An 18869-nucleotide genomic window follows, 5' to 3' on the forward strand; every position below is an offset into this window, starting at 1 on the left:
ACTGTCGCCGTGAGCACGCAGGACACGGGCCCGCCGCCGGCCGACCAGCCGGACGGCGGGCCCGCGTCGTCCCCGGTGCGGGTGAGCGAGCCGCCCCGGGTGGCCGCACCGCCGTGGCCGGACCGGGTGGTGCCCAGCTGGACCGACCGGGTCGCCGCCCAGGCCAGCGAGGCCGTCGGTGGTCCGTGGGGCCGGCACGCGGTCACCGGGCGCGCGCTGTTCTGGACCCCGCTGCGGGTCTGCCTGCTGTTCTGCGTGGTCGGGCTCGCGCTCGCCTGGGCCAAGCAGAACCCCTGCTCGGACGGCAACTGGGTGGGCTCGAAGCAGTACACCCACTTCTGCTACTCCGACACCGTCCCGCTGTTCGGCCTGCGCGGCCTGGACACCGGCCAGGTGCCCTACCTGGGCTCGGCGGTGGAGTACCCGGTGCTCACCGGCGGGTTCATGTGGATCGCCTCGGTGCTGGCCCGCGGCTACGACTCGCTGGCCCAGACGGTCGGCCTGCTGCCCGCCGTCGTGCCGGTGCAGAGCTACTACGTGGTGACCTGCCTGATGCTCGGCGTCTGCGCGCTGCTGGTGACCCGGTCGGTCGTGGGCCTGACCGGACGGCGGCCCTGGGACGCCGCGATGATCGGGCTGTCCCCGCTGCTGGTGGTGCACGCCTTCACCAACTGGGACCTGTTCGCCGTCGCGCTGGCCTCGCTGGGCATGTGGGCCTGGGCGAAGCGGCACCCGGTGCTGGCCGGGGTGCTGATCGGCCTGGGGACGGCGGCCAAGCTCTACCCGGTGCTGCTGCTGGGCGTCCTGCTGGTGCTGTGCCTGCGGGCCGGGAAGCTGCGCGCCTGGGCCATGACCACCGTGGCCGCGGCCGCCGCCTGGCTGGTGGTCAACCTGCCGGTCGCGCTGCTGGCGCCGGAGAACTGGCAGCTGTTCTTCACGCTCAACGACAGCCGGCCCGCCGACCCGGACACGCTGTGGAACATCGCCATCCAGGCCAGCGGCGGCACCCTGTTCGACGGCCCGCTCGCCGAGGGGCAGAGCCCGTCGGTGCTCAACGCCTGGGTCGCGGTGGCCACCGTGGCGGTCTGCGTCGCGGTCGCGGTGCTCGGACTCACCGCCCCGCAGCGGCCCCGCGTCGCCCAGCTGGCGTTCCTGCTGGTGGCCGGGTTCCTGCTGGTCAACAAGGTGTGGAGCCCGCAGTACTCGCTGTGGCTGCTCCCGCTGGCGGTGCTGGCCCGGCCGTCCTGGCGGTCGCTGCTGCTGTGGCAGGCCACCGAGGCGGTGCTCTGGGTGCCCCGGCTGCTCTGGTACCTCGGCACCGACAACAAGGGCGTCGACGTGCAGTGGTTCTTCCTCGCCGTCGGGGTGCGCGACGTCGCCGTCCTCGTGCTGATGGCCTTGGTGGTGCGGGACGTGTGGCACCCGGAGCTGGACCGGGTCCGGCGCAGCTGGCCCGGCACCGACGACCCCGCGGGCGGCGTCCTCGACGGCGCCCCCGACCGGTTCCGGCTAGCCCAGCGCCGCCCGGACCCGGGTGATCTCGCCGGCGTGGGACGCGGCGTCGCCGGGGGTCTCCAGGACGACGGGGCAGCCGGCCGCCCGCGCGACACCGAGCAGTAGCTCCTCCGGGATGGCGCCCTCGCCGAGCGGGGCGTGCCGGTCGCGGTTGGAGCCGGCCTCGTCACGGCTGTCGTTGAGGTGCACCAGGTCGATGCGGCCGGTGATCGCCCGCACGTCGTCGACCACGGTGGCCAGGTCCCACCCGGCCGCCCAGGCGTGGCAGGTGTCGAGCACGAACCCGGCGCCGAACTCCCCGACCGCGTCCCACAGCCGGGCCAGCGCGTCGAGCTCGCGGGCCATCGCCCCGTCGCCGCCGGCGGTGTTCTCGACGAGCACGGGGACGGGGAAGCCGCCGTCGGCCGCCTGCCGCTCGAAGAGCTTGCGCCAGTTGTCGAAGCCCGCGGCCGGGTCGTCCTTGCCGGTGACGTGCCCGCCGTGCACCACCATCCCGGCCGCACCGATCGCCGCCGAGGCCTGCGCGTGCTGGCCGAGCAGCTTGCGGCTGGGGATGCGGATGCGGTTGTTCGTCGAGGCCACGTTGAGCACGTACGGGGCGTGCACGAACACCGTCAGGTCGGCGTCACGCAGCTCGTCGGCGTCGGGCCGGGGCTTGGGGGCCTTCCAGTCCTGCGGGTCGGCGAGGAAGACCTGGACCGCCGAGGCGTCGACCTCGGCGGCCCGGGCCAGCACGCCGCCGTCCTCGACCTCGTTCCCCTCGGTGAGACCCGACCCGACGTGCACTCCCACGGCCTGTGACGACATGCCCCCGAACGTAGGCCGTGGGGGTGACATCGAGATGCGCGCGTATCTCCCACGTCACACACTCGTTGTCGCACGTGATAGGTGTTACTCGTAGGTACTACTGGCGGGTAACCGGCAGCTCGGGTCTCGACGGAGAGGCGCAGGACGATGCACAGCGGACGGATCGCCCGGTCGGCACGGCGTGGCATCGCCGTGCTCACGCTCGGTTGGCTGCTCGCGGTGGCGGGCTCGGTGCTCGCCGCGCCGGCCGCCACCGCGGCCCCGACGGCGACGGTGGAGATCAGGACGCTCACCCCGCCGACGGTGAGCATCGACGCCGGCGGCACCGTCACGTTCGTGAACTCGGTGGCCTCCTACCCGGCCAGCGTCACCCTGCCGCTGGTCGGCTCGCTGGGCGGCACGGTCTACACCGACATCTCGGTGACCTTCAACGGCTCCACCAAGGGCCTGCAGCTGGGCCAGTCGGCGCAGTACACGTTCCCGTCGAGCACGGTCGGCGCGATCACCTACACCTACCGGGTGGTGCCGGCCACGGGCACGCCGTCGGCCGTGGTCAACGACCTGGTCAACGGCATCGTCCGCAGCCTCCCGGCGCTGCCGGTCGGCACGCCCTTCGTGGTGAACACCCTGGTGCCGCTGCCGAACCTGCCCTCGGCGAACCTGCCCACGCTGCCGCCGGTCAACGTGGCCGTCCCGACCCAGGTGCCCGCGGCGCCGTCCGCCCCGGTGGACACCCCGGTGACGGGTGGCGGCGAGCAGGCCCCCGCCCCGGCCACCGAGCAGCCGGCCCCGTCGGTCGACGGCACCGGCTACGCCTACGGGGTGCCCAGCACCTCCGGGCAGCTGGCCCCGCTGGACACCTCCGCGGCCGCGGCCTTCGACCCCTCCCGCTTCGCGACCGGTGACGCCGCGTCCTCGCGCGGCAACGGCAGCGGTGGCGGCGGGGTGGCCGGCAGCTACGACGGCGCCTCGGTCCCGGTCTTCGGCCAGCTCGCCGGGCTGGACGGCGCGCTGCCCGGCGGCAGCGGGGACGACGTCGAGGTGGCCTCGGACTCCCAGGCCGCCAGCCCCGACCCGGCGCTGTCGGTGCCGGCCCTGGCCGCCGTGGTCGCGCTGGCCGGAGTCACCGCCGCCCTGGTGCGCACCCACCTGGCCCAGCGGGCGTCCTCCCGCTCCTGACCTGCGAGGACGCCGCCCCCGGCGGCTGGTACCCTCGGCGGAGCGCTCCTGTCCGGCTGCTGTCCTGGGCCGTCCGGGGGCGCGACGCGTGCAAGCCCTCCTGCTGCAGATGCCCTGCAGCCGCCGAGACCAGAGGAGGTGGGGTTCTCCGTGCGTCACTACGAATTGATGATCATCCTCGATCCCGAGCTGGAGGAGCGTTCGATCGCTCCCAGCCTGGACCGGTTCCTCTCCGTCGTCACCAACGCCGGTGGCACCGCGAAGACCGAGATCTGGGGCCGTCGCCGCCTGGCGTACGAGATCAAGAAGAACGTCGAGGGCATCTACGCCGTCGTCGACATCCAGGCCGAGCCCGCCGCGGTCGCCGAGCTGGACCGCCAGCTCAACCTGAACGAGTCCATCCTGCGCACGAAGCTGATGCGTCCCGAGGTCCACTGACCATGGCCGGCGAAACCGTCATCACCGTCATCGGCAACCTGACCGCCGACCCGGAGTTGCGTTTCACGCCGTCCGGGGCTGCCGTCGCGAACTTCACCGTGGCGTCCACGCCGCGGACCTTCGACCGCCAGACGTCGGAGTGGAAGGACGGCGAGGCCCTCTTCCTGCGCTGCAACGTGTGGCGGCAGGCGGCCGAGAACGTCGCCGAGTCCCTCACCCGTGGCTCCCGGGTCATCGTCAGCGGTCGCCTGAAGCAGCGTTCCTTCGACACGAAGGAAGGCGAGAAGCGCACCGTCGTCGAGCTGGAGGTCGACGAGATCGGCCCCTCGCTCCGCTACGCCACCGCGAAGGTCACCAAGGCCAACCGCGGCGACGGCGGCGGTGGCGGGTTCGGCGGCGGCTCCGGCGGCGGTGGGGGCTTCGGCTCCTCCGGCGGCGGTGGCGGCTCCAGCGACCCGTGGTCGACCCCGGCCTCGTCCTCCGACGAGCCCCCCTTCTGATCTCGTACCACCCCTGAGAAAGAGAACCCAGTGCCCAAGCCTCCGATTCGCAAGCCGAAGAAGAAGGTCTGCCAGTTCTGCAAGGACAAGGCGACCTACGTCGACTACAAGGACACGACCCTGCTGCGGAAGTTCATCTCCGACCGCGGCAAGATCCGTGCCCGCCGCGTCAGCGGCAACTGCAGCCAGCACCAGCGCGACGTCGCCGTGGCCGTGAAGAACAGCCGCGAGATGGCCCTGCTGCCCTACACCTCCACGGCGCGCTGACCATGAGCGCATCGAAGCTGATCCTGACCCACGAGGTCGCCGGCCTCGGCTCCGCCGGGGACACCGTCGAGGTGAAGGGCGGGTACGCCCGCAACTACCTCCTGCCCCGCGGCCTGGCGATCGTCGCCTCGCGCGGTGCCGAGAAGCAGGTGGCCGGCATCCGCCGGGCGCGTGCGGCCCGCGAGGTCGCCACGCTCGAGGAGGCCAAGCAGGTCGCCGGCCAGCTGGGCTCGCTGACCGTCACCGTGCCGGCCAAGGCCGGCAAGGGCGGCCGCCTGTTCGGCTCGATCACCACGGCCGACGTCGTCGCCGCGGTGACCGCCGCCGGTGGTCCCTCGCTGGACCGTCGTCGCGTCGAGCTGCCCAGCTCGATCAAGTCGACCGGTGCCCACACCGTCACGGTGCGGGTGCACCCCGAGGTCAGCGCCACGCTGGCCATCGAGGTCGTCGCGGCCTGATCCCAGGTCGTCCCGGAGGGGGCGTCGGACCACTGGTCCGGCGCCCCCTCCGCCGTTCCCGGCCCCCTGCGCCCAGCGTTGATCAGGGGGGTTGATCGAACTCCGTCCTCCCTCGCGAGATCTGGTGCGGGAGGACGGACTCCCGTGCAGGAGGACGGCGCCGGCGGCATGTGCCAGGCGCGCACGGGGCTGGTGGTGAGGGTGGTGCGACGCGCCCGTCCACGACGCGCCCGGGCCGGCGACCGGATGAAGTTTTTCTGCCGTCCACAGCCTGGGGCCAGCCGATCACCAGGTGACGGCGCCCTTTCCGTCAGGTGACGGGTGGCCGTCCCGACGCCGTCCACACGGCGGCTGCGTCCGTCCACCGCGGTGTCCACAGGTTGTGCAGAGCGGTGTGCACAGCGGTCGTGGACGACGCCCCCGCGGCTGCCTAGCGTTCCTCCCCGAGCGCGCCGCGGGCGCCCGACCGGCCGCCCCGCGGAACTGTCGGACCCCGGCGGTAGCAAGGACCACGACGGCCCGCCCGGAGGCGGGCGCCGGTCGTGGCCGGGGGACGCAACAGCGAAGGGGAGCACCGCGCGTGGCAGTGGTCGACGACATCAGCAGGCCGGTGGCCTCGGCACCGGAGTACGACCGCCAGCCCCCCCAGGACGTCGCTGCCGAGCAGTCGGTCCTGGGCGGCATGCTGCTGAGCAAGGACGCGATTGCCGACGTCGTGGAGGTCCTGCACGGCGCCGACTTCTACCGTCCGGCGCACCAGGTCGTCTTCGACTGCATCCTCGACCTCTACGGCCGCGGCGAGCCCGCCGACGCGATCACCGTCGCCGCCGAGCTCAACCGCACCGACCAGCTGTCCCGCATGGGCGGCGCGGTGTACCTGCACACGCTCATCGCCTCCACGCCCACCGCGGCCAACGCCGGCTACTACGCCGCGATCGTGGCCGAGCAGGCCGTGCTGCGGCGGCTGGTCGAGGCCGGCACCCGCGTGGTGCAGCTGGGCTACGGCGCCGCCGGCGGGAAGGGCGACGTCGACGACATCGTCGACCGCGCCCAGCAGGAGATCTACGACGTCACCGAGAAGCGGATGAGCGAGGACTACTCGCGCCTCGAGGACGTCCTGCAGCCCACGATGGACGAGCTCGACGCGATCGCCAGCCGCGGTGGCACCGCCCGCGGCGTGCCCACCGGCATCCGCGACCTCGACGAGCTCACCAACGGCCTGCAGGCCGGCCAGATGGTCGTCATCGCCGCCCGCCCCGGTGTCGGCAAGAGCACCCTCGGCCTGGACATCGCGCGCTCGGCGTCGGTCAAGCACCACATGGCGGCCTGCATCTTCTCCCTGGAGATGAGCAAGCACGAGATCACCATGCGTCTGCTGTCGGCCGAGGCGAAGGTGCCGCTGCACCACATGCGCGCCGGCACGCTGTCCGACGAGGACTGGTCGAAGCTGGCCCGCCGCATGGGCGAGGTCGCCGACGCCCCGCTCTACATCGACGACTCCCCCAACATGACGATGATGGAGATCCGGGCCAAGGCGCGGCGGCTCAAGCAGCGCAACGACCTCAAGCTCGTGGTCATCGACTACCTGCAGCTGATGACGTCGGGCAAGCGGGTGGAGTCCCGTCAGCAGGAGGTCTCGGAGTTCTCCCGTGCGCTCAAGCTGCTGGCCAAGGAGCTCGAGGTCCCGGTCATCGCGATGAGCCAGCTCAACCGTGGCTCCGAGCAGCGCCAGGACAAGAAGCCGATGCTGTCCGACCTGCGCGAGTCCGGCTCGATCGAGCAGGACGCCGACATGGTCATGATGATCCACCGCGAGGACATGTACGAGAAGGAGTCCCCGCGGGCCGGCGAGGCCGACATCATGCTGGTCAAGCACCGCAACGGCCCCACCGCGAACGTCACCGTCGCCTTCCAGGGCCACTACTCCCGCTTCGTGGACATGGCCAACTGATCTCCGCGAATCCGGTGGCGCCCCGCGCCGCTGGTGTGCGGTGATGGGCCGGTGAGCGACGTCGCGGACCTGGCCGCGTTCCACACCCTGGGGCCCGACGGCGTGCCGGCCGTCGTCCTCGGGCTGCAGGAGCGGTACGGGACGGCGCAGCTGGTCTGGCGCAACGAGCTCGGCGGGTTGACCTTCCGGCTCGGCGACGGGCCCTACCTGAAGTGGAGCCCGCGCCCGGCCGCACCGGCCCTGGACCGGGAGCGCGACGCCCTGGGCTGGCTTGCCGGCCGGCACCCCGTCCCCGCCCTGCTCGACCACGGCGCCGACGACCACGCTCAGTGGCTGCTCACCGCGCCGCTGCCCGGCGAGCACGCGGTCGGCGACCGGTGGCGCGCCCGCCGTTCGGAGGCGATCGCGGCCATCGCCGTCGGGCTGCGGGCCGTGCACGCCCTGCCGGTCGACGTCGTGCCGGCTCACCGGGCCGGCGAGAGCTGGGCCGCCCGCACCCCGACCGGACTGGGTCCCCGCCCACCGCTGACCGACCCGGTCGTCGTGCACGGGGACGCCTGCGCGCCCAACACCCTCGTCTCCGGTGCCGGCGCCTGGGTGGGCCACGTCGACCTCGGCGACCTGGGCGTCGGCGACCGCTGGGCCGACCTGGCCGTGGCCTCCCTGAGCCTGGACTGGAACTTCGGGGAGGGCCACCAGCCCGAGTTGTTCCGCGCCTACGGCATCGAGCCCGACCCGGAGCGGATCAGGTACTACCGGGCGCTGTGGGAACTGGAGAGCTGATGGACCAGGCCATGGTCCGCGCGCTGGTCGCCGAGCAGTTCCCGCAGTGGGCGGACCGCTCCGTCACGCCGGTGGAGCCGCAGGGCAACGACAACCGGACCTTCCGGCTCGGCGACGACCTCGCCGTCCGGCTGCCCGCCGCCCCCGGGTACGCCGACGCCGTGGCCAAGGAAGCGCGAGCCCTGCCGCTGCTGGCCCGGCACCTGGCCGTCGCCGTCCCCGAGGTGGTCGCCGTCGGCCGGCCCGGAGCCGGGTACCCGCACCCGTGGTCGGTGCGCCGCTGGCTGCCCGGCGTCGTGCTCGACGCCGTCGCCGGTGCCGACGGGGAGCAGCTGGGCGCCGACCTGGGCAGGACGCTGCGCGAGCTGCACGCCGTGCCGGCGGAGGACGGGCCCGCGGCGGGTGCGCACTCCTGCGGGCGCGGCCTGCACCCGGGCACCTACGACGCCGAGGTGCGGGCCGCCCTGCCCGCGCTGGACCACGACCTCCGCCGCCGCTGCGCAGCGATCTGGGACGACGCGCTGACCACCTCCTGGGACCGGGACCCGGTGTGGTTCCACGGCGACCTGGCGCCGGGCAACCTGCTGCTGGTCGACGGGCGGCTGTCCGCGGTCATCGACCTCGGCACCTGCGGCACCGGCGACCCCGCCTGCGACCTGGTCATCGCCTGGACCGGACTGGACGACGCCGGCCGCGCCGCGTTCCGGGACGCGGTCGCCCTCGACGACGGCTGCTGGGCGCGCGCCCGGGGGTGGGCGCTGTGGAAGGCGCTGGTCACCGGACCGGCTTCCCCGCTGCACGCCCAGCAGCAGCGCGCCCTCGCCCGGCTGCTGGCCGGGCTGTCGGAGGCACCCGGCACGATGACGGCGTGGACTCCCCCGCGCTGACCCGCGCCCAGGCCCAGGACGCCGTCGCCGGCCTCGGCTGGCGGCTGCTGCTCGGCGAGCTGGTCACCGCCGTCCCGCTGGACTCCCTCGCCGAGGGCGCCGGCCTGCTCACCGCGGTCGCCGTCGAGCTCGGGCCGGACGGCGACGCGCACCTGCGGGCGGACCTGCGCCCCGACCGGCTGCGGCTCGCGGTGCAGGACCGGGCCCGCGGCGTCGTGACCGCCACCGACGTCGAGCTGGCCCGCCGGGTCACCGAGCTGGTGGACCGGCCCGTCGACCCGGTCGGCGAGACCGGCGTGCAGGAGCTGGAGATCGCCGTCGACGCCCTGGACATCCCGGCCGTGCGCCCGTTCTGGGCCGCCGTCCTCGGCCTCGTCCCCCAGCCCGGCGACGAGGAGGCGCTGGTCGACCCCGCCGGCCGGTTGCCCGCGGTGTGGTTCCAGCAGATGGACGCCGCCCGGCCGCAGCGCAACCGGATCCACCTCGACGTCACCGTGCCGCACGACGTCGCGCCGGCCCGGGTGGCCGCGGCGCTGGCGGCGGGCGGCCGGCTGCTGTCCGACGACGCGGCCCGGTCGTTCTGGGTGCTCGCCGACGTCGAGGGCAACGAGGTGTGCGTCTGCACCTGGCAGGACCGGGACGCACCCGGTGAGGTCAGTCCCGCAGGTTGAGCTGGTCGTACCGGGCGGCCAGCTCGTCCAGCTCCTCGGTGCTCGGGGTGCGGCCGCCGGCGTGCAGCTCGACCATGCCGCGGAAGTAGTCCTCCCGCGGGGCGCCGGGCGTGAACAGGACCAGCATCCGGCACCCGGTCTCCTCCTCGGCCGCCCGGAACCCGTGCACGCCCGACCGGGGCACGTAGACCAGGTCCCCCGGCCCGGCCGTCGTCCACCGCTCGCCGGAGAGGACCGCGAGCCGGCCCTCGAGCACGTGGAAGGACTCGCTGAAGGTCCGGTGCAGGTGCGGCCCGGGTCCACCCCCGCCGGGCGGGATCGTCACCTCGAACAGACCGAAGTCGCCGCGGGTCTGCGCGCCGGTGGCGATGAAGCGGGTCGGCCCGGCGACCTCCTGGTCACCGCGCCGGGAGACGGTCGCCGGGTCAGGCAGGTAGCTCATGCCCAGGGTCTACCCCATCCGCCCAGCCCCCCGCGACGAACACCGGCCGTGCGGATCACCGACCGGCTGCAGGCCATGGCGATGCACGCGACCGCGCGGTGGACCGTCCGCTACGGCGAGCAGCTGCGCTTCGCCGGCTCCGAGCTGCCCCCGCCCTCCGTCGTCCGGGTCCCGACCCGGCACGGGCCGGTGCCGGTCCACGTGTACGGGGAGGGGAGGACGGCGCACGTGCACCTGCACGGCGGCGCCTGGCTGATGCGCTACCCGCAGATGGACGACTGGTGGTGCCGCTACCTGGCCGCCACCACGGGCGCGGTGGTGCACAACGTCGACTTCCGCACCGGCCCCTACGTCGCCTACCCGGTCGCCCAGGAGCAGGCCCACGACGTGGCGGCGTGGGTGGCGCAGCGGTTCGACCGCACCTCCGTCGGCGGGTTCTCCTCCGGCGGCGGCACGGCGGCCGCCGTCGCCCTGATGGCCCGCGACCGGGGCTCCTTCACCCCGGCGCTGCAGGTGCTGGGCATCCCGGCCCTCGACATGGCGTCGGAGGTGCCGGCCGGGGCGGGGATGATCTCGCCGTCCCTCCGCGGGCTGGTCCGCCGCGTCTACTTCCCCGACGTCGAGCGCCGCCGCGAGCCCTACGCCTCCCCGCTGCTGGCCCCCGACCTCACCGGCCTGCCCCCCGCCCTGGTGCTCACCGCCGGCCGCGACACCCTCCGCCCGGACGGCGTCGCCTACGCCCGGCGGCTGCGGGAGGCCGGCGTCGAGGTCTGGCACCACGACACCCCCGGCGTCGACCACTACTTCCTCACCGAGGACCCGGTGCGCGCCCGCGACACCATGGCCCAGGTGGCCGACCGGCTCCGGGCGGCCCTTGCCGGCTGACCCCGGGACGGGCCAGAGTGTCCGCCGTGGCCACCTGGGACGACGTGGAGCGGATCGCGACCGGCCTGCCGTCGGTCGCCGAGGGCACCACCTGGGGCAACCGCTGCTGGAAGGTGGCCGGCAAGACGTTCGTGTGGGTGCGGCCGCTGGGGAAGAAGGACCGGGCCGACCTGGGGGACGCCGCCCCGGACGGCGAGGTCATGGGCATCCGGGTGGACGGCGAGGGCGGCAAGGCCGAGCTGCTGGCCGCCGAGCCCGAGGTCTGCTTCACCATCCCGCACTTCGACGGCTACGCCGCGGTCCTGGTGCGCCTGGACGACGTCGAGGCGACCCTGCTCGCGGAGCTGGTCGAGGATGCCTGGCGGGTGATGGCGCCCGCGCGGCTGCGGGCCGGCTGATCAGGTGTCGGCGCGGAGCAGGGGCGGGTGCAGCTGCTCGGCCGCGCCGCGCCGGAACAGCTGCGCCGGCCGGCCGCCGTCCCTCGTGGTGGTCTCCCCCGTCGGTTCCAGCAGGCCGGGGGTGCCGGTGACCTTGCGGTGGAAGTTCCGCGGGTCCAGCGCCCGGCCCCAGACCACCTCGTAGACCCGGCGCAGCTGGGCGACGGTGAACTCGCCGTCGCAGAAGGCCGTGCCCAGCGCGGTGTACTCCAGCTTCGCCCGCGCCCGCTCCACGCCGTCGGCGAGCACCCGGTCGTGGTCGAACGCCAGCCCTCGGGCCTGCGTGACCGGCACCCAGCGCGCCTCCGCGGCGTCGGTCCCCGCCGTCGGCACCGGCTGGTCGGGCACCAGCGCCAGGTGCGCGACGGTGACCACCCGCTGTCGGGGGTCGCGGTCCGGGTCGCCGTAGGAGGCCAGCTGCTCCAGGTGCCCCACCGCCAGCCCGGTCTCCTCGGCGAGCTCGCGGGCGGCCGCCGTCGCCAGGTCCTCGTCGGGGCGCACGAACCCGCCGGGGAGGGCGTCCCGGCCCCGGAACGGCTCCTCGCCGCGGCGCACCAGCAGCACGCACAGCTCGTCGGCGCGCACGGTCAGCACGACCAGGTCGACGGTCACCGCGAACGGGGGGTGGGCCACGGCGCCACCCTAGCGTCAAGTTGACGACAAGCCATCCGCCTGTTTATCGTCGCGTTGACGACAACGAACGAGGAGGACGTCATGGCCGACATCGCCCGCTACCCCTTCACCCGCCACCTGCGCGGATCGGCGACCGCCTACGTGCAGCACGTGACGGCCGGCCGGCTGCGGCACGGCGGCACCGGCGCCAGCTTCTGGTTCCGCCCGCTGTCGGCGGTGCTCAGCGAGGTGCCGGTCGACGACCGCGAGCTGCCCCTGCTGTTCCACGCCCGGACGGCGGACTTCCAGGACGTCACCGTGCAGATGACGCTGACCTTCCGCTTCGCCGACCCCGCGCTCGCCGTCGGCCGGGTCGACTTCTCCGTCGACCCCGACACCGGCCTGTGGCGCGGCACCCCGCTGGAGCAGGTCGCCGGGCTGCTCACCGAGTCGGCCCAGCAGCACGCCATCGACCTGCTGGCCGGCACCGGGCTGACCACCGCGCTCACCGCCGGCGTCGGCCCGGTGCGCGACGCCGTCGCCGCCGGCCTGGCCGCCGACGCGCGGCTGGTCGAGACCGGCATCGCCGTCGTCGACGTCCGGGTGGTGGCGATCCGGCCCGAGCCCGAGGTCGAGCGGGCACTGCGGACGCCGACCCGCGAGCGGGTGCAGGCCGAGGCGGACGCCGCGACCTACGCCCGGCGGGCCACCGCGGTGGAGCGGGAGCGGGCGATCAGCGAGAACGAGCTCGCCAACCAGGTGGAGCTGGCCCGCCGCGAGGAGGAGCTGGTCGGCCAGCGCGGCGTCAACGCCCGGCGGGAGGCCGAGAACGCCGCGGCCGCCGCCGAGGTGGCCGCGGAGTCCAAGGCCCGCCGCGACCGTGCCGCCGCGCAGGTCGAGGCCGAGCGCACCCGGGTGCAGGGTGAGGCCCGCGGTGCGGCCAACCGCGCCGAGTGGGCCGTCTGGGTGGACATGCCGGTGGAGACCGTGCACGCCCTGGCGCTGCGCCAGCTGGCCTCGAACCTGCCGCAGATCCAGAACGTCACGGTGACGCCGGACATGCTGACGGGCCTGCTGGCCAAGCTCGGGAGCGAGCGTTGAGCCTGGCCCCCCGGGTGGTGCTGGTGCACCGGGCCACCGAGCTCACCGAGCTGGTGGCCCGGCACGGCACCCGCGGGCAGGCGGCGTTCTTCCTGCGCAGCCGCGGCCGGGACGTCGAGGAGGTCGCCGCGCGCGACGCCGCCCAGCAGGCCGCCGTCGCCACCGCGCTGGCGCAGGTGCCGCTGGAGTGGCGGCGGGGCAGCGTGGAGCGCGCCGACCTGCCGCGGTTCCTGTTCGCCCCGGACGACGTCGTCCTCGTGGTCGGGCAGGACGGGCTGGTCGCCAACGTGGCCAAGTACCTCGACGGCCAGCCCGTCGTCGGGGTCGACCCCGAGCCCGGCCGCAACGCCGGCGTGCTGGTCCGGCACCGGGCCGCCGACGTCGGCGAGCTCCTGGCCGCCCGCCACCGCACCCAGGCGCGGACCACGGTGCGGGCCCGGACCGACGACGGGCAGGAGCTGACCGCGCTCAACGAGGTCTACCTGGGCCAGCCGACCCACCAGACCGCCCGCTACCGGCTGCAGGCGCCCGGGGCCGAGCCGGAGCGGCAGGCGTCGTCCGGGCTGCTGGTGTCGACCGGGACCGGCGCCACCGGGTGGTGCCGGTCGGCAGCCCTGGAGCGGCGCAGCGAGCTCGCGCTGCCCGGTCCGACCGACCCGGCGCTGGCCTGGTTCGTGCGGGAGGCCTGGCCCTCCCCGGTCACCGGCGCCAGCTGCACCGAGGGTCTGCTGGCGGCCGGCGAGGAGCTGGCGGTGACCGTGGAGAGCGACCGCCTGGTGGCCTTCGGCGACGGACTGGAGGACGACCACCTGACCCTCACCTGGGGTCAGCGGGTGACCGTCGGCCGGGCGGAGCGGGCGCTGCAGCTGGTCCTGTGAGCTCACCTGCGGGCCGTCGATCGACGCTGACCGATCAGTTCGAGCGCGGAATGATCGATGTGCGTCGATCGACGGTCACCCAGCCGGGCGGAGGAGGGCGACCAGGAAGGTCGAGTCCGCGGCGAAGGGGCGCAGGTCCCACGTGGACAGCAGCACGTCCTCCGCCCAGCCGGTCGCCGCGGCGTCGGCGCGGAACTCGGCGAACCCGTAGCCGCGGTGGTCGCCGAACCCGATGGCCATCCGGCCCTCGGGCACCAGGTGCGCGCGCAGCCGGGTGAGCGCGTCCCGGCGCAGCGCCGGCTCGACGAAGGTGATGACGTTGCCCGCGCAGACCACCGCGTCGAAGGTCTCGCCGAGGTCGAAGGTGGTCAGGTCGTCGACCAGCCACCGGGGTCCGGGGTGGTCGGTCCCGGCGGCGGCGACCAGCACCGGGTCGCCGTCCACCCCGGTGACGACGTGCCCGGCGCGGTGCAGCGCGCCGCCGACCCGGCCCGGCCCGCAGCCGGCGTCCAGCACCCGCGAACCGCGGGGCAGCATCGCGTCGACGAGGCGTGCCTCGCCGTCCAGGTCGGCGCCCTCGGCCGCCAGGCCGCGGAAGCGGTCGACGTACCACTGGGAGTGGTCGGGGTCCTCGGCCGTGATGGCGGCCCAGCTCGCGTGCTCGCTCATCCGGGCATCATGCAGGGGATGCGATCCGAGGCCGGCGTGCTCCACCTGGACCTCGACGCCTTCTTCGCCGCCGTCGAGCAGCGCGACAAGCCCTCGCTGCGGGGCAAGCCCGTCGTCGTCGGCGGCACCGGCGGGCGCGGCGTGGTCTCGACCGCCTCCTACGAGGCCCGCGCCTACGGCGCCCGCAGCGCCATGTCCACCGCCGAGGCCCGCCGCCGCTGCCCACCCGGGACGGCGTTCCTCGGCGGCCGGTTCGCCGCCTACTCGGTCACCTCCCGCGTGGTCATGGACCTGCTGCGCGAGCTGTCCCCGCTGGTGGAGCAGGTCAGCGTGGACGAGGCCTACGTCGACCTGGCCGCCGGCGACCACGACCTGTCCACCGACGGGCTGACCGCGCTGGCCCGCGACCTCAAGGAGCGCATCCACACCGCCACCGGCGGCGTCCGCGGGTCGGTGGGCATCGGGTCGTCGAAGACGATGGCCAAGATCGGCAGCGAGCTGGACAAGCCCGACGGCCTGCTCGTCGTCCCCGCCGGCTCGGAGACCGACGTGCTGCACCCGCTGCCGGTGCGCTCGCTGCCCGGCGTGGGTCCGGCCACGGGTGACCGGCTGTCGGCGGTCGGCGTCCGCACCGTCGGCGACCTGCACGAGCGGTCGCTGACCGACCTGGTCGCCCTCGTCGGCCAGGCGCACGGCAGCGGCCTGTTCCGCCTCGCCCGGGCCCTGGACGACCGGCCCGTCGTCCCCGACCGGGAGGCCAAGAGCGTCTCCGCCGAGCGCACCTACGCCACCGACCTCACCGACCTGGGCCGGCTGCAGAGCGAGATCCGCTGGCTGGCCGACCGGGTCGTCGCCCGGCTGCAGAAGGAGGGGACGGCGGGACGCACCGTCACCCTCAAGTTCCGGCGCTACGACTTCACCACGCTGACCCGCTCGCAGACCCTGCCCCAGCCGGTGGACGACGCCCGCACCGTCAGCGACGTCGCCACCCGGCTGCTGGCCGGCATCGACCGCACCGGCGGCGTCCGGCTGCTCGGCGTCGGCGTCTCGGGCCTGGCCACCTACGTGCAGGGCGACCTGTTCGCCCCCGACGAGGCCCCCGTCGTCCTCGACACCGAGGACGACGACCCGGAGACCCCGGAGCCGCAGTCGCGGTCCTGGCACCCCGGCCAGGACGTCGCGCACGCCGACATGGGCGCCGGCTGGGTGTGGGGCAGCGGGCTGGGCCGGGTCACCGTCCGGTTCGAGGGGCCGCTGACGCCGCCGGGCCCGGTGCGCACCTACGCCGTCGACGACCCGGCGCTGGTGCCCGCCGAGCCACCCGACTGGCGGGGCACCGAGGACCAGAACTCCCGCTCGTAGGCGGTCGCGACCGCGAACGCCCGCAGCATGGCCGGCTCGAGCTCCGGCGTCGCGGCGGCGTCGGTGAGCTCCCGGGCCCGCCGGGTCGACTCCTGGAACGCCGGGTCGTCGTAGGTGGTCACCCAGCGCAGGTAGGGGTGGTCCGGGACGGCGCGGGCGGCGGGGGCCAGCCGGGCGCCGGTGTGCGCGTACACCCAGAAGCAGGGCAGCACCGCCGCGCAGCCCACCGCGTACGGCTCGGTCGCCGCCGTCGCCACCAGGTAGGAGACGTAGGCCCGGCAGGTCGCGCTGGGCTCGTCGGTGCGCGGGCCGCCGCCGAGCAGCTCCAGCAGGTCACCGTGCAGCGCGGTCTCCACCACCGCGGCGGTGTGCGCGGAGCCCGCCCAGAACGCCCCGGCCCGCGGGTCGGGGGCGCGGGCGGCCAGCAGCGCCAGCGCCCTGGCGTAGCCGGCCAGGTAGAGCGCGTCCTGCTCCAGGTAGAACCGGAAAGCGGCGGGGTCGAGGCTGCCGTCGGCCAGGTCGGCGAGGAACCCCAGCGCGTCGATCTCGGCACGCACCACCTCGGTGCCGGCCCACGCCCGCTCGCTGAAGGTCACCGGTGGTCCCCCCACAGCTGCGCCAGGTGGTGCACGGGCCCGTTGCCGGTGCCGACGTGCAGGTCGTCGGCGGCCTCGAGCCCGGCCTGCAGCAGGTCCCGGGCGTCCTCGACCAGCGCGGGCCAGTCGGGGGCGGCCCCGGCCGTCGACGGCACGGTGGCGACCGCGGCCAGGGCTGCGGACAGCGTGCAGCCGGTGCCGTGCGTGTTCGACGTCGGGACGACGGGACGGCGGGACACGTGCACCCCGCCGCCGCGGACGGCGAGCACGTCGACGCCCTCCCCCAGCTCGTCGGCCAGGTGCCCGCCCTTGACCAGCACCGCAGCCGGCCCCAGGTCCAGCAGTGCCACCGCCTGCGCGCGCAGGTCGGCCTCGCTGCGCGCGGGGTCCGTGCACAGCATGCGGGCGGCCTCCGGGACGTTCGGCGTCACCAGGGCGGCCACCGGCAGCAGCACGTCCCGGATGGCCGCCACGGCCTCGGCGTCGACCAGGGCGTCGCCGCTGGTGGCGACCATGACGGGGTCGACCACCACGGGCCCCGCCGTCCCGCCGCCGAGCACGCCGGCGACGGCCTCCACCACCTCGGCGGTGGGGAGCATGCCGGTCTTGGTGGCGTGCACGGCGACGTCGTCGAGCAGGGTGGTGAGCTGGTCCACCACGAAGGACGCCGGGACGACGTGCACCCCGGTCACGCCGCGGGTGCTCTGCGCGGTGAGCGCGGTGAGGACCGCGCAGCCGTAGGCACCCAGGGCGCTGAACGCCTTGAGGTCGGCCTGGATGCCCGCTCCCCCGCTCGGGTCGGACCCGGCGACGCTGAGCGCCACCCGGGCACTCACCGGGACGCCCGGCGGAGGGCGGCCGCGGCAGCGTGCGGGTCGGGTGCGGCGCAGACGTCGGAGACCACGCACACGCCGTCGACACCGGTGGAGGTCAGCTCGGCGACCCGGTCGGCACGGACGCCGCCGATCGCCACCGTCGTCAGCCCCCCGGCGCCGGCCACCAGCCGGGCGACGCCCGCGGGGCCGAGGGCCGGGCCGGCGTCGGTCTTGGTCGCGGTCGCCCAGACGGGGCCGATGCCCAGCAGGTCCACCGTGCCCGCCGGCAGCGCCCGGGCGGCGGCCAGTTCCTCGTCGGTGCCCACCGAGAGGCCGACGTGCAGGTGGGGGGCGTGCGCCCGGACCTCGGTGACCGGCAGGTCGGACCGGCCCACGTGCACGCCGTCCGCCCCGGCCAGCAGCGCGACGTCCAGGGCGTCGTCGACGACGACCGCGACGTCCCGCCGGTCGGCGAGCGCGGCCTGCACGGCCCGGGTCAGCTCGAGCAGCTCGCGCCGGGAGGCGGTCTTGTCCCGCACCTGGACGGCGGTGACCCCGCCGGCGACCGCGGCCGCCACGACCTCGGGCACCGAGCGCGGGGCGCAGAGGGCGGTGTCGGTGACCAGGTACAGCGTCGGGTCGAACCTCACGCCTGGTCCCGGACGTCGGCGTCGGCCAGCTCGTCGGGGCCGATGGCGTCGAGGGCGTCCAGCCAGGCGGTCGCGAAGGACCCCGGGCCGCCGCAGACCGCCGCCGCGCGCTCGGCGGCCCGGGCCGTGTGCGCGTGGGCGGCGACGGCGCCCCACAGGCCGGACCCCGTCGCGGCCACGTACGCGGCGGTCAGCGCGCCCAGGGCGCAGCCGGCCCCCGTGGTGCGGGTCAGCAGGACGTGGCCGCCGCCGACCCGGAGGGTGCGCTCGCCGTCGGTGAACAGGTCGACCTCGCCGCTCACCGCGACGACGCCACCGGTGCGGCGGGCCAGGTCGGTGGCCGCCGCCGCGGCGCTGTCGACCCCCGCGGTGCTGTCGGTGCCCCGCCCGCCGGCCCCGGCGCCGGCCAGCGCGATGACCTCGGAGGCGTTGCCGCGGACGACGTCGGGCCGGTGATCGAGCAGCTCGGCGGCCAGCCGGGTGCGGAACCCGAGCGCGCCCACCGCGACCGGGTCGAGCACCCAGGGCTTCGCGTCGTCGGCGGCCCGCGCAGCGGCGGCCCGCATGGCCTCGGCCGTGCGGGCGTTGAGCGTGCCGACGTTGACCAGCACGGCCGAGGCGAGGCCGGCGAACTCCGCGGCCTCCTCGGGGGCGTCCACCATGGCCGGCGAGGCGCCGACGGCGAGCAGGGCGTTCGCGGTGAAGGCCTGCACGACGGTGTTGGTCAGGCAGTGCACCAGGGGGCGCACCTCGGTGAGGGCGGCCCGGGCCGCCATCAGCGACGCGGTCGTGGAACGGCTCATGTCGACATCCCTTCGCCAGTACGAGCTGGAGCAGGTTCGACGGGTGTCATCTCAGCCCCCAGGCGGGGCACCCCGTGTCGTCACCGATCCTGGCACCCCGTCACGGGGCCTCGTCCACAGGGGTGAGGTCCGTCCCCAGATCCTGCACGCGACTTGATCGGAA

23 protein-coding genes and 1 riboswitch are annotated in these 18869 nt (G+C 75.1%); of the genes, 15 read left to right on the top strand and 8 right to left on the bottom strand.

Translation table 11 applies throughout. From position 1 onward, the window contains the following. Window positions 1–9: 9 nt before the first annotated feature. Window positions 10–1620 (top strand): glycosyltransferase family 87 protein, encoded by a 1611-nt coding sequence (locus tag BM158_RS01115; protein ID WP_229827533.1) that lies wholly within the window; start codon window positions 10–12, stop codon window positions 1618–1620. Here the strand turns inward: BM158_RS01115 and BM158_RS01120 are convergent. Next, complete coding sequence (locus BM158_RS01120; RefSeq protein WP_091553670.1) at window positions 1510–2322, bottom strand: deoxyribonuclease IV; 813 nt, start codon at window positions 2320–2322, stop codon at window positions 1510–1512. The genes BM158_RS01115 and BM158_RS01120 overlap by 111 nt on opposite strands. Before the next feature lie 192 nt (window positions 2323–2514). On the opposite strand from BM158_RS01120, the gene BM158_RS01125 reads away from it, so the two are divergent. The 9 genes from BM158_RS01125 to BM158_RS01165 all read left to right on the top strand — a co-directional run bounded on the left by BM158_RS01125 (window position 2515) and on the right by BM158_RS01165 (window position 9456). Beyond that, window positions 2515–3501 carry a hypothetical protein gene (locus tag BM158_RS01125; protein WP_131801951.1) on the top strand — a complete coding sequence of 329 codons (987 nt, stop codon included), beginning with the start codon at window positions 2515–2517 and terminating at the stop codon, window positions 3499–3501. A gap of 150 nt (window positions 3502–3651) precedes the next feature. Then, on the top strand, window positions 3652–3939 hold the full coding sequence (rpsF, locus tag BM158_RS01130; protein ID WP_091556106.1) for a 30S ribosomal protein S6: 288 nt from the start codon (window positions 3652–3654) through the stop codon (window positions 3937–3939). Window positions 3940–3941: 2 nt separating this feature from the next. Then, the gene (locus BM158_RS01135; RefSeq protein ID WP_091553677.1) at window positions 3942–4439 is read left to right on the top strand and encodes a single-stranded DNA-binding protein; all 498 of its coding nucleotides are present in this window, start codon (window positions 3942–3944) and stop codon (window positions 4437–4439) included. A 30-nt stretch (window positions 4440–4469) separates the two neighbouring features. Continuing rightward, the gene (rpsR, locus tag BM158_RS01140; protein ID WP_055763176.1) at window positions 4470–4706 is read left to right on the top strand and encodes a 30S ribosomal protein S18; all 237 of its coding nucleotides are present in this window, start codon (window positions 4470–4472) and stop codon (window positions 4704–4706) included. 2 nt (window positions 4707–4708) lie between these two features. After that, entirely contained in the window at window positions 4709–5164 is a 456-nt protein-coding gene (gene rplI, locus BM158_RS01145) for a 50S ribosomal protein L9 (protein ID WP_091553679.1), read from the top strand. 580 nt (window positions 5165–5744) lie between these two features. Further along, a complete protein-coding gene (gene dnaB, locus BM158_RS01150; RefSeq protein WP_091553682.1) occupies window positions 5745–7115 on the top strand; it encodes a replicative DNA helicase in 1371 nt (456 codons plus the stop codon). A gap of 51 nt (window positions 7116–7166) precedes the next feature. Beyond that, complete coding sequence (locus BM158_RS01155; protein ID WP_207506066.1) at window positions 7167–7898, top strand: aminoglycoside 3'-phosphotransferase; 732 nt, start codon at window positions 7167–7169, stop codon at window positions 7896–7898. Beyond that, a complete protein-coding gene (locus BM158_RS01160; protein ID WP_091553686.1) occupies window positions 7898–8785 on the top strand; it encodes an aminoglycoside phosphotransferase family protein in 888 nt (295 codons plus the stop codon). The genes BM158_RS01155 and BM158_RS01160 overlap by 1 nt, the downstream gene beginning before the upstream one ends. Then, window positions 8767–9456: a VOC family protein gene (locus BM158_RS01165; RefSeq protein WP_091553689.1), complete on the top strand. Its 690-nt coding sequence runs from the start codon at window positions 8767–8769 to the stop codon at window positions 9454–9456. The genes BM158_RS01160 and BM158_RS01165 overlap by 19 nt, the downstream gene beginning before the upstream one ends. Here BM158_RS01165 and BM158_RS01170 read toward each other — a convergent pair. Continuing rightward, entirely contained in the window at window positions 9440–9898 is a 459-nt protein-coding gene (locus BM158_RS01170; protein ID WP_091553693.1) for a cupin domain-containing protein, read from the bottom strand. The genes BM158_RS01165 and BM158_RS01170 overlap by 17 nt on opposite strands. 48 nt (window positions 9899–9946) lie before the next feature. On the opposite strand from BM158_RS01170, the gene BM158_RS01175 reads away from it, so the two are divergent. Both BM158_RS01175 and BM158_RS01180 read left to right on the top strand, forming a co-directional pair. Beyond that, window positions 9947–10783, top strand: a complete 837-nt coding sequence (locus tag BM158_RS01175) for an alpha/beta hydrolase fold domain-containing protein (RefSeq protein ID WP_207506067.1) — start codon at window positions 9947–9949, stop codon at window positions 10781–10783. A gap of 26 nt (window positions 10784–10809) precedes the next feature. Beyond that, window positions 10810–11181 (top strand): MmcQ/YjbR family DNA-binding protein, encoded by a 372-nt coding sequence (locus tag BM158_RS01180; RefSeq protein WP_091556112.1) that lies wholly within the window; start codon window positions 10810–10812, stop codon window positions 11179–11181. Here BM158_RS01180 and BM158_RS01185 read toward each other — a convergent pair whose 3' ends face one another. Continuing rightward, window positions 11182–11853, bottom strand: coding sequence for an NUDIX hydrolase (locus BM158_RS01185; RefSeq protein WP_091553696.1), 672 nt, complete (start codon window positions 11851–11853; stop codon window positions 11182–11184). Between the two features lie 81 nt (window positions 11854–11934). Between BM158_RS01185 and BM158_RS01190 the strand changes: the two genes are divergently transcribed. Together BM158_RS01190 and BM158_RS01195 are read left to right on the top strand one after the other, a co-directional pair. Further along, on the top strand, window positions 11935–12933 hold the full coding sequence (locus BM158_RS01190; RefSeq protein WP_091553700.1) for an SPFH domain-containing protein: 999 nt from the start codon (window positions 11935–11937) through the stop codon (window positions 12931–12933). Next, on the top strand, window positions 12930–13811 hold the full coding sequence (locus BM158_RS01195) for an NAD(+)/NADH kinase (protein ID WP_091553705.1): 882 nt from the start codon (window positions 12930–12932) through the stop codon (window positions 13809–13811). Before BM158_RS01190 ends, BM158_RS01195 begins: the two co-directional genes overlap by 4 nt. 75 nt (window positions 13812–13886) lie before the next feature. Here the strand turns inward: BM158_RS01195 and BM158_RS01200 are convergent, their stop codons facing one another. Further along, complete coding sequence (locus BM158_RS01200) at window positions 13887–14480, bottom strand: class I SAM-dependent methyltransferase (protein WP_091553709.1); 594 nt, start codon at window positions 14478–14480, stop codon at window positions 13887–13889. Window positions 14481–14498: 18 nt separating this feature from the next. Here BM158_RS01200 and BM158_RS01205 point away from each other — a divergent pair, with 18 nt between their 5' ends. Further along, window positions 14499–15842: a DNA polymerase IV gene (locus BM158_RS01205; protein WP_091553712.1), complete on the top strand. Its 1344-nt coding sequence runs from the start codon at window positions 14499–14501 to the stop codon at window positions 15840–15842. On the opposite strand, the gene BM158_RS01210 is transcribed toward BM158_RS01205, so the two are convergent. The 4 genes from BM158_RS01210 to thiM all read right to left on the bottom strand — a co-directional run bounded on the left by BM158_RS01210 (window position 15761) and on the right by thiM (window position 18706). Then, window positions 15761–16438: a TenA family protein gene (locus tag BM158_RS01210; RefSeq protein ID WP_165628800.1), complete on the bottom strand. Its 678-nt coding sequence runs from the start codon at window positions 16436–16438 to the stop codon at window positions 15761–15763. The genes BM158_RS01205 and BM158_RS01210 overlap by 82 nt on opposite strands. After that, a complete protein-coding gene (gene thiD / locus BM158_RS01215; RefSeq protein ID WP_229827532.1) occupies window positions 16435–17262 on the bottom strand; it encodes a bifunctional hydroxymethylpyrimidine kinase/phosphomethylpyrimidine kinase in 828 nt (275 codons plus the stop codon). Before thiD ends, BM158_RS01210 begins: the two co-directional genes overlap by 4 nt. A gap of 8 nt (window positions 17263–17270) precedes the next feature. Then, on the bottom strand, window positions 17271–17903 hold the full coding sequence (gene thiE, locus BM158_RS01220; RefSeq protein ID WP_091553721.1) for a thiamine phosphate synthase: 633 nt from the start codon (window positions 17901–17903) through the stop codon (window positions 17271–17273). Then, on the bottom strand, window positions 17900–18706 hold the full coding sequence (gene thiM / locus BM158_RS01225; RefSeq protein WP_091553724.1) for a hydroxyethylthiazole kinase: 807 nt from the start codon (window positions 18704–18706) through the stop codon (window positions 17900–17902). Before thiM ends, thiE begins: the two co-directional genes overlap by 4 nt. Beyond that, window positions 18697–18791: riboswitch (TPP riboswitch) on the bottom strand. (Overlaps the previous gene by 10 nt.) Window positions 18792–18869 lie beyond the last annotated feature (78 nt).

Origin of the sequence: Klenkia taihuensis, assembly GCF_900112525.1 — a bacterium.
Taxonomy (GTDB): domain Bacteria; phylum Actinomycetota; class Actinomycetes; order Mycobacteriales; family Geodermatophilaceae; genus Klenkia; species Klenkia taihuensis.